This is a genomic window from Ferrimonas senticii DSM 18821 (assembly GCF_000422665.1).
In the GTDB taxonomy this organism is placed as follows: Bacteria; Pseudomonadota; Gammaproteobacteria; order Enterobacterales; family Shewanellaceae; genus Ferrimonas; species Ferrimonas senticii.
Genome location: NZ_AUGM01000001.1, coordinates 149,105 through 165,054 on the forward strand (window position 1 = coordinate 149,105; position 15,950 = coordinate 165,054).

The 15,950-nt window shown below is 49.7% G+C and carries 14 protein-coding genes; 8 read left to right on the top strand and 6 right to left on the bottom strand.

Features of this window, described 5'->3' with window-relative positions; all coding sequences use genetic code 11:
* Window positions 1-156 precede the first annotated feature (156 nt).
* The gene (locus G506_RS21060) at window positions 157-798 is read left to right on the top strand and encodes an NACHT domain-containing protein (RefSeq protein WP_205619443.1); all 642 of its coding nucleotides are present in this window, start codon (window positions 157-159) and stop codon (window positions 796-798) included.
* Between the two features lie 24 nt (window positions 799-822).
* Window positions 823-1,944 (top strand): NACHT domain-containing protein, encoded by a 1,122-nt coding sequence (locus tag G506_RS21065; RefSeq protein ID WP_205619444.1) that lies wholly within the window; start codon window positions 823-825, stop codon window positions 1,942-1,944.
* 441 nt (window positions 1,945-2,385) lie between these two features.
* On the opposite strand, the gene G506_RS0100720 is transcribed toward G506_RS21065, so the two are convergent.
* Complete coding sequence (locus tag G506_RS0100720; RefSeq protein WP_028115202.1) at window positions 2,386-4,527, bottom strand: TonB-dependent receptor domain-containing protein; 2,142 nt, start codon at window positions 4,525-4,527, stop codon at window positions 2,386-2,388.
* Window positions 4,528-4,606: 79 nt separating this feature from the next.
* Here G506_RS0100720 and G506_RS0100725 point away from each other — a divergent pair, with 79 nt between their 5' ends.
* The 6 genes from G506_RS0100725 (at window position 4,607) to G506_RS0100740 (ending at window position 9,621) form a co-directional block, all read left to right on the top strand.
* A complete protein-coding gene (locus G506_RS0100725; RefSeq protein WP_028115203.1) occupies window positions 4,607-4,996 on the top strand; it encodes a MerR family transcriptional regulator in 390 nt (129 codons plus the stop codon).
* 181 nt (window positions 4,997-5,177) lie between these two features.
* The gene (locus G506_RS18335; RefSeq protein ID WP_051201786.1) at window positions 5,178-7,529 is read left to right on the top strand and encodes an alkaline phosphatase D family protein; all 2,352 of its coding nucleotides are present in this window, start codon (window positions 5,178-5,180) and stop codon (window positions 7,527-7,529) included.
* 222 nt (window positions 7,530-7,751) lie between these two features.
* A complete protein-coding gene (locus G506_RS20800) occupies window positions 7,752-8,120 on the top strand; it encodes a hypothetical protein (protein WP_156904746.1) in 369 nt (122 codons plus the stop codon).
* A 114-nt stretch (window positions 8,121-8,234) separates the two neighbouring features.
* The gene (locus tag G506_RS20805) at window positions 8,235-8,549 is read left to right on the top strand and encodes a hypothetical protein (protein ID WP_156904747.1); all 315 of its coding nucleotides are present in this window, start codon (window positions 8,235-8,237) and stop codon (window positions 8,547-8,549) included.
* A gap of 113 nt (window positions 8,550-8,662) precedes the next feature.
* Window positions 8,663-9,097, top strand: coding sequence for a hypothetical protein (locus tag G506_RS0100735; protein WP_028115204.1), 435 nt, complete (start codon window positions 8,663-8,665; stop codon window positions 9,095-9,097).
* A 101-nt stretch (window positions 9,098-9,198) separates the two neighbouring features.
* Complete coding sequence (locus G506_RS0100740) at window positions 9,199-9,621, top strand: hypothetical protein (RefSeq protein WP_028115205.1); 423 nt, start codon at window positions 9,199-9,201, stop codon at window positions 9,619-9,621.
* 93 nt (window positions 9,622-9,714) lie between these two features.
* Here G506_RS0100740 and G506_RS0100745 read toward each other — a convergent pair whose 3' ends face one another.
* From G506_RS0100745 to G506_RS0100765, 5 genes are all read right to left on the bottom strand, one after another.
* On the bottom strand, window positions 9,715-10,314 hold the full coding sequence (locus tag G506_RS0100745; protein WP_028115206.1) for an NUDIX hydrolase: 600 nt from the start codon (window positions 10,312-10,314) through the stop codon (window positions 9,715-9,717).
* 11 nt (window positions 10,315-10,325) lie between these two features.
* Window positions 10,326-10,829 carry a TlpA family protein disulfide reductase gene (locus G506_RS0100750; protein WP_035386866.1) on the bottom strand — a complete coding sequence of 168 codons (504 nt, stop codon included), beginning with the start codon at window positions 10,827-10,829 and terminating at the stop codon, window positions 10,326-10,328.
* A gap of 64 nt (window positions 10,830-10,893) precedes the next feature.
* Complete coding sequence (gene pabB, locus G506_RS0100755) at window positions 10,894-12,297, bottom strand: aminodeoxychorismate synthase component I (protein WP_028115208.1); 1,404 nt, start codon at window positions 12,295-12,297, stop codon at window positions 10,894-10,896.
* A gap of 102 nt (window positions 12,298-12,399) precedes the next feature.
* A complete protein-coding gene (locus G506_RS18340; RefSeq protein WP_084631046.1) occupies window positions 12,400-14,217 on the bottom strand; it encodes an ABC transporter ATP-binding protein in 1,818 nt (605 codons plus the stop codon).
* Window positions 14,207-15,937, bottom strand: coding sequence for an ABC transporter transmembrane domain-containing protein (locus G506_RS0100765; RefSeq protein ID WP_028115209.1), 1,731 nt, complete (start codon window positions 15,935-15,937; stop codon window positions 14,207-14,209). The genes G506_RS18340 and G506_RS0100765 overlap by 11 nt, the downstream gene beginning before the upstream one ends.
* Window positions 15,938-15,950: the final 13 nt, after the last annotated feature.

Here is a 15,950-nt window from a genome sequence, read left to right on the forward strand (position 1 = left end):
AGACACTGATCTAATTTGCCAAATCTCCAGTATGATACCGATTGAGATGGCATGATAGGATGCTTGTAAACCGCTGGATAGGAGGAATTTGGCCTCCTAATAAGCTGCTAGGCAGCAGAGTAGGTACGTGATGAAATTCAAAGAAAGGGCTCGCTTATGCTGGATACAATAATTAATAAGGCAACCGGTGGCTTAGATGGTTTGGTTGATGATCTTGTTAAAGCTGCTTCAGGGAAGGTGAAAGAAAAAATTTCAGAAGTCTTTGCTATAGAAAAACTGAAATTTTTCAAAGAAAATATTGAAAGAGTTGGGCAAGTAAAAACTATATTAAATCCTGACTCAATAGTTTCATTAAATGATATCTTCTTTGATAAGGCTGTATCTTTCGACGGGCACAATATAGATACATTCAGTCAATTTGGGAAAAAACACATTTTGGTTGAAGGTGGTCCGGGGCAAGGTAAATCGTTATTTTTGCGTAAGATATGTATTAATGAATCAAAAAGTAGTTCATATATACCTATTTTTATTGAATTTAGAAATTTAAAATATGAAAAGTCTTTGAAGCATGAGTTAATATCTGCTCTTGGCGAGTTAGGTGTTACCTTAGATATTTCAACTTTTGATTATTTAGCTAAATCAGGTAAAGTTGTTCTATTTTTGGATGGATTTGATGAAATACCTAATGAAAAACGTTCTAAGACTGCTCGTGAATTAGAAAATATAGTTAGAACTTTTTCTGATTTACGAATAGTCGTTTCTTCACGTCCTGATTCAGGAATGGGTTCATCATTCTAGTTCTCAAAATTAAGAATAGAGCCCATGAGCTTATCAGTTCAAAATGAATTCATAGAGCATATTTATAGATCAAAAGCGCAGTCTGATAGTGTTAACTCAATTTTAAATGATAGTCCTTTTCTTTCTGACGTAACAACATCACCACTGTTACTAACTTTATTTTCTATAACATATAATGCGCGGCAATTTAAACCAGATAGCCTTTCTGAATTTTATAGCTTAATTTTTCCAACTATGCTTTATCGGCATGACCGTATGAAAATAGGTTTTGAGAGACAAAGGAAATCAGGGCTTACTGATTACCAAATGCAAAGGCTATTTGATAGTTTAAGCTTTTTATCTTTAAATGATAACCATACTCGCTTTACTTCTTATAAGTTTAGGCGGTATTTAGAAGACGCCTCTAAGCTTGAAAGGTTGGGTGATAATTTAGAAGATGCTTTGATTGATGATATATCTAGTATTACTGCATTGATAGTTAGGGATGGATTTGATGATTATTCCTACACACATAAAAGCATACAGGAATATTTCTCAGCCGTATTTATTCATAGGTTAAGCGAAAGCCAAAAAAAGAAATTTTATCAAATGGTAATTGATAATTTTGATGAGTTTAGAAAGTGGCAGAATGTATTATCATTTTTAGATACAATCGATGCGAGAAATTATACAAAATATTTCTTAATTCCTTATAAGAAAACAGTATTATGCTTAGACTCCAATGGAAAGGTGTCAATTAACTATAGCTCTTTACTTAATTTGATCGGCCGAGATTCAAAGGTCAGAGTGGATGAAGATGGTAATGTAGAAGAATTTTATTGGGGTGACACTTTGTCATCGGTATTATACGTTGAATATTCTACGTACGCAAAGCATGTTATATCAGACTACCTGGGTCTAATTAGCCGAGATATTGCCGAGAGTATTTCGTACTGTGAGCAAGAGGATTATGAAAGTTTTCAAACTTTAAATGGTAGCTTTGTTTTGTCTATTGATTATTTAATTAAAAGTCTCGCTCAGCAGAGGAAAGTTTGTCGAAAATTATCAACTTCGTTCGATAAAAGTAAGTTTAAAAATGAAGTTCTATCTTTAGAAAAAGAATTATATGCGGCAGATGTTATGACTGATAAAATATTGCCATTTTAAAATTGCCTCACAAAGCGTTTAAGACAAATTCCCAACGCTTGGCATTTTTCATTCCATCGTTGGGTTTTGTGTTTACGGTGGTATGGTTGGGTTTCGTGGTTGCGTGCTTCACACCTTAATTGGGCGTGATGGTAGCTGCCTGTTAACTATCTGATTGAAGACAATGTCAGCAAAATGATTGCTTCTTGCTTGTTGGCCGCTTCAATGTTGCTGGGCGCAACTATTGCTGAAGCTGATCAATTACCTTAGGCAGTACCATTGTTGTTAAAGACAGCAACGATGCTGTTACCTCAGTACCGTTGCTGCCATAGGGTAGGTTAAAGCTATCCATGTTAAAGCGGGACGTGGCATGCAGTTATCACGCGTTAAAATGACGTTCCAAAACCTTCCAATTTAACCGTGGTCCGGCTGCCAACTGCCTCAGTTGGCTAGATATCCAAGTTAGCCAAATTTAATCCTAACCCCTGCATTGGCAATAAAGCCGTCGTTGCGGGACCAGATATCTGTAGTCCACTGTCCGGATGGGGCGCGTTCAGGTAGTAGTAGAGGGTGGCTATCGCTCTGCTGAATATCCAGCAGGTTTTCCAGATTGATAAACCAGCTGAAGCGGCCAGTGGTGATCTCCCCCAATAACCCTAAGTGCCAGTATGGCTCTGACTTATCCATATAGGGGTTGTCGTTTAGGCGTTGAGTGCCAGTGTAGTAGGCCTCGAACCCAGCGCGAAAGTTGCCGTGTTGCTCCCACATGGCGACAAAGCCTGCGGAGTGCTCAGGCGTCAATGCCATTTGCTGGCGCTGACCGGTATCAGCCTCCTGCTCGGTGGCATTCAGATACAAATAGCTGGCGGTCAGCTTGATATCACCTAGGTAGTAACGCAGCAAAACTTCGGAGCCACGAATTTGGCTTTCCCCCTTGGCATTAACCAGACGCACGCTATCCAATGGGCCATTAGGAGTAGAGGAGAAAGCTTCCAGCTCGGTGGCGTTGTGGATATCCGAACCAAACAGGGTCAGGCTGGTTTCCAAGTCATCGAAGCGATAGCTGAAATCCAGCGATGCAGTTTCTGCGGTTTCCTCTTGCAGATCTCCCAATGGCTCCAGTCGGGACAAACCCGCGGCTTCAATCTCCTCCACAAATGGGGTGGGGGCGTAATATCCTTGGCCCCAGGAGCCGCGAATGGTCAGGTCATCCAGGGTGTAGAGCATGGACAGGCGCGGGCTGAATTGATTGCCATATTCACTGTGGTCATCGAAGCGGCCGCTAACCGATGCGATTAAGTCATCAGAGATGTGGAAATCCGCCACGGCGAACAGGCCCGGCACTTCATAGCGATAGTCGAAAACCGAGTAGTTATCAGATTCGTACTCCTGCAATTGGTATGCGGCGCCGACCAGCCAATCCAGATTATCCAGATAACCCGACATGCTGGCTTCGACCTGATAGTTGCTGTGCTGGTCGTTATCTTGATCCACACCATAGGCGTGGAAATGATCCTGCACCATGGCAGAGGCGCGGGTATTGAAGGTCAGGGTTTCTGCCACCGGACGGGAGTAGACCAAACCACCATCAAAACGCTGGGTATCTTGCTTTTGCACGAACGGGTTGCCGTCGGCAACGGTATAGCTATGCAAGGTGCCGCCACGGCGATCTTCAGTCATAAAGCCTGCTGTGGCATACAGGGTGTCACCGGCATCACCTTGATAGAAGGCTCTTGGGCGCAGGGTATAGCGTTCATATTCAGGCAGATCGGCCCAGCCGTCACCATCGATATCTTCAAGGCTTTGATAGTGCGCGCCGGCGGTAATGGAGCCTTGAAGCGAGTCTGTTATCGGCGCCTCACCGTAGGCGGTAATATCTTGGCCATTCTCGGTAGTGGCATTCAGCAGCAGTTCGCCAGCTGTCTCATCGCCCGGTTTTCTTGAGATCAGGTTAATCACCCCGCCCAGTGCCGAGCCGCCATACAGGGATGAGGCCGAGCCTTTTATCACTTCGACCTGTCCCAGATCTGTCGGTGGGATCTGCAGCAGCCCCAGAGAGGAAGCCTGGTTGCCATATAGTGGCAGGCCATCGGCCAGCAGTTGGGTATAACGACCATACAAGCCCTGCAAGCGTACATTGGCGCTGCCCAATGCCGGCGAGGTGGTTTGTACCCGTACGCCACCGGTTTCGGCCAGCAACATAGAGATGTTGCCGGGACGCATGGCGGCTTTCTCTTCAATCTCCTCACGAGCGATTACTTCAACCCGCATAGGCTGGTCATCGATGACTCGGCCAAGGCGGGTGGATTGCACCACAATCCGCTCTATCTCGTGGTCATGTCCATGCTCGTCAGCATGACCGTGGTCATCGCCGTGTTCGTCTTTGTGGCCTTGGTGCTCGTCATGCCCATGCTCATCTTTATCTGCGTGAGCTTTATGTTCAGCCTCTGAGTGATCTTGGCTGTGATGAGCCTCGCTGGCGTGGGCTTTGTCTGCGCTGTTATTTGTGCTGCTATTTGTGTTGTTATCGGCAAGTGCACCTGTGGCAACCGAAGCACCGCCCAGGGAGAGTAACAGTAGAGTTACGGGAGATAATTTAGCCATCTTGCTGTGACCCATGGTGTTAAACAAAGGTTAAACAATAAGATGCAGGCTAAAGGTTACAGCCACTGGAAGGTCAACAATGAAAATAAGCGAACTGGCTGCTGTTACTCAGGTTCCTACCAAGACCATTCGCTATTACGAGCAGGAAGGCCTGATGCCAGAGGCCAAAAGAAGTGCCAATGGTTACCGTTTTTATGGGCCGCAGGATGTGGATACGTTGGTGTTTATCCGCAGGTGTCGCTCGCTCAATATCGCCTTGAGCGATATTCGCAAGTTGGTGGAAGTGCAAAAGCAGCCTCAGGACTGTTGCTCGGTGGTGGATGACATTATTGCTGAGCAGTTGGCGAAGATTCAGCAAACCCAGCGGGAGCTAGCCAAGCTAGAGTCGACCCTGACTGCGTTGACCACCTGCGATAGCCACAAAGTTCAGGATTGCAGTATTTTGCAACGTCTTAAACAGGCTGAATGATGCTAGCTGCTCGTCTAGGTGGCGATTCACTGAGTTTGACGAGTAAGAGCATCCACCACTCCCTGCGTTCTGCCCTTATCAAAACGGTTCACATTCACGTAACGATCTGATACCAAAGTGTTATCTCTTGCGATTTTATTGATGTCGCGCCCTAGTAGATGCTTTGGACTAAGGACGGAACATGACCTTCACACGACGCCGCTTTTTGCACACCTTGGTGGTTTCCGCCAGTGCACTCTCTTTGACTGGTTTAACCGCCTGCTCATCCGACGATAATGAGCAACAGCCGATACCGACCAACAACACTGATCCGGCAATCACGCCACAACCGGGGCCGCAGTTTTTTCCGCAATCGGTTATGTCCGGCGATCCACGCCCTGATTCGGTCATATTGTGGACTCGCGGTGTCGATGGGGATGACGACCTCAGTCTGATTTTACAAGTGTCCGAAAGTCCCGACTTTGAGCAACTGCTGGTGGATGAAGCCTTCGACGTTAGCGCCGAGCATGGCCACTGCCTCAAAGTAAGAGTGACGGATCTGGCCGCCGATCAACACTATTACTACCGTTTCCTCTACCAACAAGGTGACAGCTGGTACCACAGCAATCTTGGCCGCACTAAAACCGCACCAGCGGTGGATGCCGATCGCCCGGTAAAGTTTGGCTTTGCCTCTTGCCAAGATTTTGCCGGCCGTTACTACAACACCTATCTGTCGATGCTGGCTCAAGACGATCTCGACTTTGTGTTGCACTTAGGTGATTACATCTACGAAACCGTTGGCGATTCGGGCTTTCAAGACGAAAGTGATGAACGTCGTATTCAATTCCGTGACCAAGCGGGGGCGATTGCCCTTGGCGATCCCGAACGCCCTTATTACGCCGCATCGAGCTTAGATAACTACCGCCAACTGTATGAAACCTACCGCAGCGATCCGATCTTGCAGCAGTTGCATGAACGCTTCCCGTTGGTGGCCATTTGGGACGATCACGAATTTTCCGACGACAGCTGGCAAGCCAATGGCACCTATCTGGATGGCAGTACATCAGAGCTTAATGCCGAACGTAAACGTCGCGCCGAGCAAGCCTATTTTGAGTTTATGCCGATTGATCATCTGCAGGCCCACGGCGACAGCAGCGCCGGCCAGATGACGGTGAGCGAAGAACAGCTGTTTCCCAATACCAAGATTTACCGCGAATTGCGGTTTGGCCAACATCTACACCTCGCACTAACGGATTACCGTACCTTCCGCCCGGACCACTTGATCGCCGAAGACGCTTTCCCTGCGGCAGTTGCTCTTGATCAAACTACCTTAACCGCTTTTTTAACCGCCACCGGCATGGCCAGCGAAGCGGTGGCGGGGGTGTTGGCGCAGATGAGCCCAGTGATCGACATTGATGCCGCAGAGATGGCGCCTTATAAGGCGGCGTTTACTGAGATATTCACCGATCTGTACACCCAAGAGTTGATCAACTGGCTTAATTTGGAACCCGCCGAGTCCGCCAGCCAAGCGGCGATCCGTGCCAGTGCTGCTGTGCAAGGTAAGCTCACCAGCAGCTACCTCAATCAAGTCTTGGCCGCAGTGCAAGCGTCCTTACCGAGTGGTCATCCACTGTTGGCGCTGCCCGCCTTGCCGGAACAAACCGGCGAGACCGGCTTGGCCTACTACACCATGGGTAAAACCACCTTATTCTCGGATCTGGGGGCACGCTATCTGGTGGTGAAACCGACCTTTGATCTGTTCGCTGGGTTTATGGAATGGCAAGCGCAACAACAAGGTCAAAGTGTGCAGAGCGCCTACGATCAACAGCAATTAGCGTGGCTAACTGGGGTTCTTAGCCAAAGTGATGCCAGCCATAAAGTGATGGCCAGCTCGGTCTCTTTTGCGCCATTGCTGGCGGATCTGTCGCCCTCTCGACCTGACAGCGGCGTTGCCGAGTTGGAGGCGATCCTCGATTCCGATTTGGTGCCTAGCGCCCTGAAACAACAGTTTTACCTGAACGTCGATCACTGGGATGGCTTGCCACAATACAAACAGAGCTTGGTGCAACAACTGCTGGCGCCGACTGGCACAATCACCCTAGCGGGCGACATTCACGCCAACCTTGTCAGTACTCACGCGCTTGATCCGAACAGCGGCAATGGCTCGGTCGATTTTACTACCTCATCTGTTAGCTCCGGCACCTTTGGCTCGTTCTTAGATCAAGGCTTAACCGGGCTGCTCAGTCAGCTTGGTGATGTGCCGGAAGAAGCCAGCATGCTCAAATATTTCTTCGACACCATTGCCGTTAACTCCAGTAAGGCACCGGGGCAAACGTCGCAGCTGCAGTTTGCGCGAATGTGGGAGCATGGCGTTGGCATCGCCACCGTCAGTGCCGACAAATTTGAAGTCGCCTTCCACAATGTGCCGACCATCTGGGATGGAGTGGATAATATTCGCACCTCGTTCTACGACGAACCGAATCGCTATTTAAATAAGGTACGGGTACATCGCATGGTGTGGCAGGACAACGCGCTTACAGTCCTGCCTGACTAAACCGGAGAAATTACCCCAAAAAGGGCGCATTATTGACGTCCTTTTAGTAGGTGATTGCTAGTGGGCTGGTTGTCCGCCTCAAATTCTCGATAAATTGTTGCATTCTCGCTTTTGGCTGCTCGCGTCTTCTTTTTGTTCGAGAATTGTCGTGGATATTAAAGGTAAGCTATTGATATAATAACTAAATTTCAAGTGTGATGCCGATTGAGATGGCGTGTTAGGATGCTTGGAAACGGATGGATAGGAGGAATTGCGCCTCCTAATAAGCTGTTAGTTGCTAAGGAAAGTATGAAGTCTTTATTAACCCTGTTTGTAGGAATTGTAATTGGAGCAATAACAGTTTTTGCTTATCCACATTTTCAAGAAGACTCATCGGAAGTATGGGTTTCAAACAAAAACTTAAGCACTCAATCGGGTATTAACTTTCCAGTTGGAACTAAATTTGTAGTTTCAGAATATATGCCTGAAGGTTTCGTTGCTTTAAGTTTAACTGTTAATGTTGAAGGGCAAGAGTTAAGCTCATTTCAAAAAACAATCGTAAATAATTCAAAAAACTTACGAATTCCTGTTTGGGCTCAAAACAGCAACTAACAAGCCAATTAAGTGCGGGACTGCTAAAGCTTGGCTCGGTTCCGCTTCGCTACACAAGTTTAGCCAAGCATTTATCAGCCCCTTATTGGGGCGTTAGGGTTACAAGGAAAGTAAGTGAAAAAATTCCGATTCATTTGTTTAATATTTGTTTTTGGCTGTGTCGGTTGCAGTGAAAAGCCATTTGATATCGTTACTTGTACTGGTACCGTTTCAGAAGGAAGTGTTTGGGTGTCAATTTCAAACGATAACCAGGTAACAATTGGTAGCTCACATTTTTCTGAGAGTTTACTTCATTCAAAACATCAATTGGTTAAGCAGTCTTGTGAATCTGTTGTGGTTATGATTCAGGTTGACAAATCAGCTAAAAACAAAGTAGTTTATGACACAATTCAGGAAGTAAAATCATTGGGTTATCAAGTATCGCAGTAACCCTAACAAGCGCATTAATGAATGGACGTCTAATGCTTGGCTGACGCTCGTTCCTCGCTAATTTTAGCCAAGCATTATCCGCCCATTATGCGGGCGTTATAACTACTTCACAAATGGAGCTTCAAATTAAACTCTTGCTAACCACAATTACTTTTCTTTTTGTCGGTGTTTTTATTGGATTTCAAATCCCAAAAGAATCTCCTGACGAAAATTTAGTTGTACCATTCATTGTGCAACCAGAATGTGTTGAGGACATATCAGTTTTACTAAATGGTAATGTAAAAATGTACCATTCAGGTTCCGATATTGACTTTGCACCAAGCATTCAGCAAGTAATTATTTACTCAGGCAGTAAAGTTGAGTACATAAAATGGGTTAACTCCGCTAATGAAATAACAAATGAATGCGGTCGGAAAACTTTTATAAATTTCGATGTTAATAAGCACTTTAGTCCAGAATTGCGACAAGCCATATCAAAGTTGGATGCGAAAAATTTATTAATAAATGGTGACTATGTGTCAGTATATTTTGAGCATGAGTCACTATAGTTATAACAAGCTAATTAATTTGGGCAAAAACAGTTTGCTGTTTTCGTTCCTCAACATTTTAGCAAACTGTTTTCACCCATTATTAGGGCGTTAGGTAACAAATGGAATTCCGCAATCAACTCATAATTGGTATTTCAATCATATTTGGCTGGGTGCCATCGTTGATATTGGTTGCGTTAGCCTGCTTAGGTGTTTTTTCAGGTGCACTAAGTTTATTCGATAAAGCGTTCCCTATGGCAATTGCTTTTGTGGCGCTTGGCGTTATGGGCATATTAGGCTTTGTTGGCTCTACTTCAGTATGTTGGGGTTTAAAAATCTCGTATCGTAAAAGGTTTTGGTTTCTTTTGTGTGGCGTAGGTTCTTTACTGGTTGCTTCTTTGTGGCTATTCAATGGTAGCTACATTCAGCTTAACCTTCATGATGATGCAACAGTTTATTTGTTTGGTTATATTTTTATTTGCCCTTTGTTCATAGGCATTTTTCATGTTGTTTTACATTTGAAAAATGTGGGCAAGGTTACCTAACAAGTTACTTAAAAGGGCGCAAAACGCTTGGCTTGCGCTCCTTTTTCGCTAATTTTAGCCGAGCGTTTATGCGCCTATTAGTAAGGCATTACCCTAACTCAAATCATTCCCCGCCGCTCCAAACCCAAGCTGTTTAACCAGTTGTTCCAATATGGCGGCGGTGGCGCCCCAGACTCTGTGGGGCATAAAGTACACCTGATGCAGTTGGTCTTGGCGGTTTAAACGAACAAAGCTGCGTTGCTGTTGCGGCAAAAAATCGGTTAATGGCGCGCGAAACAGGCGGGCGACTTCACGCTGGGATAGCACTTCGGTAAAGGGTTTGGTGACTAACGCCACTTGCGGGCTAACCCGAAATTTACTGATGGTGTGAAACGGCGCTAATTCACCGATGCGGTACAGGTGGCTGGTTGGCAGGCCGATCTCTTCCCATGCTTCACGACTGGCGGTATGCCAGTAGTCGCGATCGCTGTGGTCGACCTTGCCACCGGGAAAGGCGATTTGGCCAGCGTGGGTTGGCATCTCGCTGGTGCGCTCTGTAAGCAGCAGTTGCAGCCCTTGTGGGCTTGGTTCCAACGCAATCAACACGGCAGCATCGCGCAGCTGTGGATGCTGGCTTAATCGCGATGCCAGCGGATCTTCCAGTGTTGGCAGCGGATTAAGCAAAAAGCGCTGGAGAAATTCGGACTGCTGCATGGGGTGGTGAGTTACTTCACGATGTCGGCGATTTGATTAAACATATCGTCGGCTTTTTCTTTACGAAAACCAACGTGTTTTAAGATTATCTGGCCATCTTTAATCAGGTAACTGGAAGGCATACCGCGTACTTGATAAGCCTCGGCAATGTCACTGTCGGGGTTGTAGTGAATGGCAAAGTCGGCGGGGTACTGTTGTAGAAACGGTTCGGCATCGCTTGATTCGACATCGATGTTAACTGCGACCACCGTTAGTTTATCGCCCAGTTCGTTATGCAAGCGGTTCATAAACGGGAACGAATAGCGACAAGGGCCGCACCAACTGGCCCAGAAATCGAGGTAGACGTAGCCTTGCTGCGACAGTGCCAACAGGGAGTCGGCACCGTTAACTTGCAGCGGAAAGTCCACCGCTGGAGTGGACTCATTACTGCTGCTGAGGCGGTCGCTGGCCAGTACCGATGGCCCAGCAAAGCAGCCGATAAGCACCAAAAACGCGACGATAATCCTGATTTTCATAGCAATCCCTTTGCCTTATATCACTTCAAACAACCCGCGTGTTCGCGGCGGATCCCAGCTTACTTCATTGTAAACGGGGCAAAATCCGCGACAGTTTATCGAAAATTTCTTGATATTCATCATTGCAGACCGAATCAAATACGATGCCACCGCCAGCCCAGCAATACAGTTGCTGATTTTTGGCCACCAGCGAGCGGATGGTGATCGAGGTATCCATCTTGCCATTGGCCGACAGATAGCCAATCGAACCGCAATAAAGGCTGCGTCGATGGGGTTCTAACTGTTCAATGATCTCCATCGCACGGATCTTCGGCGCGCCGGTGATGGAACCACCAGGGAAACAGGCGCGCAGCAGATCGACCGCATGGTATTGCGGTGCGAGGGTGGCGGTAACGGTACTCACCAGATGATGCACGGCGGGAAAACTTTCGATATCGAACAGTTTTGGTACCCGCACGCTGCCGGCGCTGGCAACCCGACCAAGATCGTTACGCAGCAGATCGACAATCATCAGGTTTTCCGCCTGATCTTTGCTGGCGCTGCGCAGCGCGTCGGCATTGGCCAAATCTTCGCTCACTGTAGCGCCACGAGGGCGCGTGCCTTTGATCGGTTTGGTTTGAATGGCATCACCGTCTAACTGCAAAAATCGCTCTGGCGATACCGACAAAATGGCGGCATCCGCCAGCCGGATAAAGGCGGAGAACGGCGCTAGATTGCCTTGGCGCAGTTTGCAGTAAGCCTGCCATTCGCTGCCTTGATAACCGGCGCTAAAGCGTTGGGTTAGGTTGATTTGATAGCAATCGCCGCTGCGCAGATAGGCTTGCACTTGCTCAAATTGACGCTGGTACTGTTGGCGGTCGATTTGGTGCTGCCACGGGCCGCTTAAGGCAAAGTCGTTGGCTGCATTTAGCGGTTGTTGCCACAGCTGTTCAAGCCAGTTGAGTCGCTGCTGCCACGCTTGTTCGTCGCCAATGACCACCAGTTCTAGCTGCTGCTGTTGATGATCAAACAGCAGCGCCCAGTTGTAGATCCCAACCGCCATCTCCGGCAGGCCGATGTCGTCGGCGGCGGTGGCGGGCAGTCGTTCAAAACGACGGCCAAGATCGTAACTGAAGTGGCCGATGGCACCGCCGCAAAATGGCAGCTCAACATCGTCAATGGTCGGCAGTAATTGCTGCTGCAGTTGTTGCAGCAGCGCCAACGGATCCTCGCCACTGGTATGGTGGTTCTCGCCAATGCGGATCTCGGTTTCAAGGCCACGGGTTACCAAGGTCGCCAGCGGCTCGGCGCTGATGATGTCATAGCGGGCGTCCACATGGCGTTGGCTTAGTGTGCTAGCACTGGCACTGTTACTGTCACTGGCAATGGCGGAGTCGAGCAGCATCGCCCAAGGCAGCTCACTGAGCGGGGCAAACAGTGGCAGAGGATCACAAGGGTAGGGCAGTGGGCGGCGAGTAACTTGGCTCATAACAATCTGATTTGGGGATAACGGCGCAAGGCTATCAGTCACGCTTACGAATACAAAGAAAAACGGCGCAATAGAGGATCTACTGCGCCGTGATACGGAAAGTTACGCCGACTGCTCGGCTTGTTCGACCCGCGCCGCTTGCTGTTGCAACTGATACATGGCGCGGTAGGTGCCATCGGCAATCGCCATCAGTTGCTGGTGGCTGCCGCGTTCGCTGATCTGACCGTGGCTTAGCAGCACAATCTCGTCGGCGTGGCTGATGGTACTTAACCGGTGGGCCACGGCGATGATGGTGATGTTGCCGCGCAGCTTATCCAGCGCTTGTTGCACCACCTGTTCGGTTTCCGAATCGACGTTGGCGGTGGCTTCATCCAGCAGCAGGATTTTCGGCTGCGCCGCCAAGGCGCGAGCAATCACTAACTGCTGGCGTTGGCCGGTGGATAAGCGCATACCGCCTTCGCCAAGGTTGGTTTGATAGCCTTCGCTTAAGCGTTCGATGGTGTGGTGCAGGTCGGCGGCTTTGGCGGCCTGTTCCACCTGCGCTTGGCTCAAGCCACGGCCCATGTCGATGTTGTCAAATACCGAGCTGGCCAAGATAAACGGTTCTTGCGGGATCAGGCCGATGCCATCGCGCAGCGCTTGCTGGTTGTAGTGGTTGATGTCGTGGCCACCGATGCGCAGTTGTCCTTCGGCGACCGGATAGAAATCCAGCAGCAGACTCAGCAGGGTACTTTTGCCCGAGCCGGTATGACCGACGATGGCGTAGAAGCCGCCGTCAGGCACCGTTAGATTCAGGTTTTTCAGTACCGGTGCGCCCTCGCCGTAGGCAAAGCTCAGCTGGTTGACCTTGATGCTGCCATCCAGCATCTGCTGATGTTTTTCGCCGTAGTGCTGCTGCGGTTCATCCAGCAAGGTCGCGACTCGATCACCGGCGGCCATCGCCTGTTGATAGAGGTTAAAGCGCTGGGTGATCTCCGCCAGTGGCTCGGTGAAGCGCCCCATGTAGTTTAAGAACGCGTACAGCACGCCAATTTCGGCAACGCCGCTGATCACCTGCTCACCAAACACATACAGCAGCAATACCGTGACCATCACGCTCATAAACGAGATCGCCGGACGTAGCAGCAGTCCTGAGGCTTTGATGGTTTTCATCCGCGCCAGATAGTAGCTGTCATTCAGTGCGGCAAACTTGGCACCGAAACGCGGCTGCTGGTTGGTGGCTTGCAGTACCGTCATGCCGCCGATGGACTCGGCCAAGTTGGCGTTGATGTCCGAGCGCAGGGCGCGGCTTTCGGCCACCACCTTGCCGCTGATCTTTTGATACAGGTAGATGATCAGCAGTACCGCTGGGATCAGCCCCAGCGCAATCAGCATCAGCTTGATGTCGAGGATCGCCATCGCAATCAAGATGCCGATCAGTAGCAACACGTTGCCCAGCACGTTCGACAAAAACTGCACGTACAAGTCTTTGATCGCTTCGGTGTCGTTGGTGATGCGGCTAACCAATTGGCCAGTTCTAGCGTGATCGAAGTAGCTCATCGGCAGGCGCACCACCCGTTCAAACACCCGTCGGCGAATGTCTTGTACTGCCGATAGGGCCATCTTGGTGAAGCTGAGCGCCTGCATGTAGCGCAGTGCCGCCGAACTCACTTGAAGCACTAAGTAGGCGATCAGCAGCAGCGCCAATGGTTGTGGATCAAGGTTGCCCGCCAGCAGGTAATCATCGATGAACACCTTGGCCAGCATGGGCCCGGCGACATCACCAATGGTCGCCAGCACCAACAGCGCCAGCGATTTATACAGCAGCGGCTTGTCGGCCAACACGTAGCTAAACAGCAGTTGGAAGGTGCTGCGCTGGCTCGATTGCTCGGCGCTTTTGGCCTGCGCGTTGGTGCCCCGTTGCTCGGTATCAGTGGTCATGCAGCTGCGCCTCCATCTGCTGGTATTGCCACATGCGGGCGTACCAACCGTCTTGCTTAATCAGTTGTTGGTGGCTGCCGCGCTCGGCGACGTGACCATGGTTTAAGACGATGATCTCGTCGGCGTCCATTAGTGACGACAGGCGGTGGCCGATGATGATCCGGCTTTGCTGGCTGTCGCGGCTGCGCAGGTGGTTAAGGATCTGCTGTTCGGTGCTGGTGTCGACCGCCGACAGCGAATCGTCCAGCAGCAAAATCGGCGCATCCATCAGCAGCGCCCGAGCGATGGCGATCCGCTGGCGTTGCCCACCTGATAGGGTGACGCCGCGTTCGCCCACTTCGGTGTCGTAGCCTTGCGGAAAGCGCAGAATGTCTTGATCGACTGCGGCCAGACGGGCGGCTTCGCAAATTTGTTCAAAGCTGGCATCGGGACGGCCAAGGGCGATGTTGTCGCGAATGCTGGCGGAGAACAAAAACGGATCTTGCGGTACCAAGGCGTAGGCGCTGCGCAGTTGCTGCAGCTGGTAATCCGCCAGTGGGGTGCCATCAAGGGTGATGCCCGCGGTGTCGTATTGCCGTAGCAGCAGTTTCAGCAGGGTGGTTTTCCCTGAACCGGTCGGCCCGGCGATCGCCAAGGTTTTGCCGGCAGGCAGGTCGATGCTGATCTGCTCAAGGCTTGGGTGGTTATCCTCTGGGTAGCTAAAGCTGACGTTATCCAGCGCTAAGTTGCTGCCCTGACGCTCAGCGCTGCCGTTGTCGGCGACCGAATCCGGCCGTGACATCAGTTTGGTTAAGCGGTTGTTGGCGGCGCTGCCCCGTTCGATGATGTTCAGCACCCAGCCGAAGGCAAACATCGGCCAGATCAACTGCCCCAAATACATGGTGAAGCTGGTCAGCTGACCGATGGAAAGTTGATCGTTAATGATCAAGTAGCTGCCAAAGCCCAAGGTCAGCGCGGTGGCGGCGCTTAAGCTTAGGAATACCGCAGGGTCGTACATCGCTTCGCTGCGAGCCACCAAAAAGTTGCTGTGGGCGGTAGTGTCAGTGATCTTGCCAAAAGCGCGGCTTTCCACCTGCTCGCGGCCCATCGCTTTAACCAAACGAATGCCGGCAATCGCTTGCTGGGTGGTTTCGTTCAGTTTTGAGAACTTATCCAGCGAATCTTTAAAGTGGTGGTGCAGGGTGTTGGAGATCCGATAGAAGCTGTAAGCCATAAACGGGAATGGGATCAGCGCCACCAAGGTCAAGCGCCAGTCAATCACCGACAGCATCATGGTTAGGATCAGTATAAAGATCAGCAGGCCATCGAAACCGGCCAAAATGCCTTCGCCGGCGGCCATCTCGACTGCATCAACGTCGTTGGTGGCCTGTGCCATCAGATCGCCGGTGCTGTGTTGGCTGAAAAACGCCTGCCCTTGCTTGGTCAAGCGGGTAAAAAAGTGATTACGCAGGTGGCTGCCAAGGCGGTAAGAGGCGCTAAACAGCACCATCCGCCAACCAAAGCGCAGCAGATACAGCGCCAAGCCAATTCCCGCCAGCAGGTACAGATTGGTCTTATCCCAATGTTCGAGATCGGTTGCTAGCAGACCGTCGAGGGTTTGCCCCACCAGATAGGGCACCGACAGTTCCAACAGTGCCACCGCAATCAGCATGGCGATGGCCAATAGGTAGGTAAACTTGTGGCGGCGGAAAAACCACCCAAGTTGCAGATAAAGAGACATAAATTTCCTTTGC

Bases quoted from the DNA above. Each gene is read 5' to 3' on its own strand.
- G506_RS21060 (WP_205619443.1), top strand. From the start codon at position 157: ATGCTGGATACAATAATTAATAAGGCAACCGGTGGCTTAGATGGTTTG.
- G506_RS21065 (WP_205619444.1), top strand. From the start codon at position 823: ATGAGCTTATCAGTTCAAAATGAATTCATAGAGCATATTTATAGATCA.
- G506_RS0100720 (WP_028115202.1), bottom strand. From the start codon at position 4,527: ATGGCTAAATTATCTCCCGTAACTCTACTGTTACTCTCCCTGGGCGGT.
- G506_RS0100725 (WP_028115203.1), top strand. From the start codon at position 4,607: ATGAAAATAAGCGAACTGGCTGCTGTTACTCAGGTTCCTACCAAGACC.
- G506_RS18335 (WP_051201786.1), top strand. From the start codon at position 5,178: ATGACCTTCACACGACGCCGCTTTTTGCACACCTTGGTGGTTTCCGCC.
- G506_RS20800 (WP_156904746.1), top strand. From the start codon at position 7,752: ATGCTTGGAAACGGATGGATAGGAGGAATTGCGCCTCCTAATAAGCTG.
- G506_RS0100735 (WP_028115204.1), top strand. From the start codon at position 8,663: ATGGAGCTTCAAATTAAACTCTTGCTAACCACAATTACTTTTCTTTTT.
- G506_RS0100740 (WP_028115205.1), top strand. From the start codon at position 9,199: ATGGAATTCCGCAATCAACTCATAATTGGTATTTCAATCATATTTGGC.
- G506_RS0100745 (WP_028115206.1), bottom strand. From the start codon at position 10,314: ATGCAGCAGTCCGAATTTCTCCAGCGCTTTTTGCTTAATCCGCTGCCA.
- G506_RS0100750 (WP_035386866.1), bottom strand. From the start codon at position 10,829: ATGAAAATCAGGATTATCGTCGCGTTTTTGGTGCTTATCGGCTGCTTT.
- pabB (WP_028115208.1), bottom strand. From the start codon at position 12,297: ATGAGCCAAGTTACTCGCCGCCCACTGCCCTACCCTTGTGATCCTCTG.
- G506_RS18340 (WP_084631046.1), bottom strand. From the start codon at position 14,217: ATGACCACTGATACCGAGCAACGGGGCACCAACGCGCAGGCCAAAAGC.
- G506_RS0100765 (WP_028115209.1), bottom strand. From the start codon at position 15,937: ATGTCTCTTTATCTGCAACTTGGGTGGTTTTTCCGCCGCCACAAGTTT.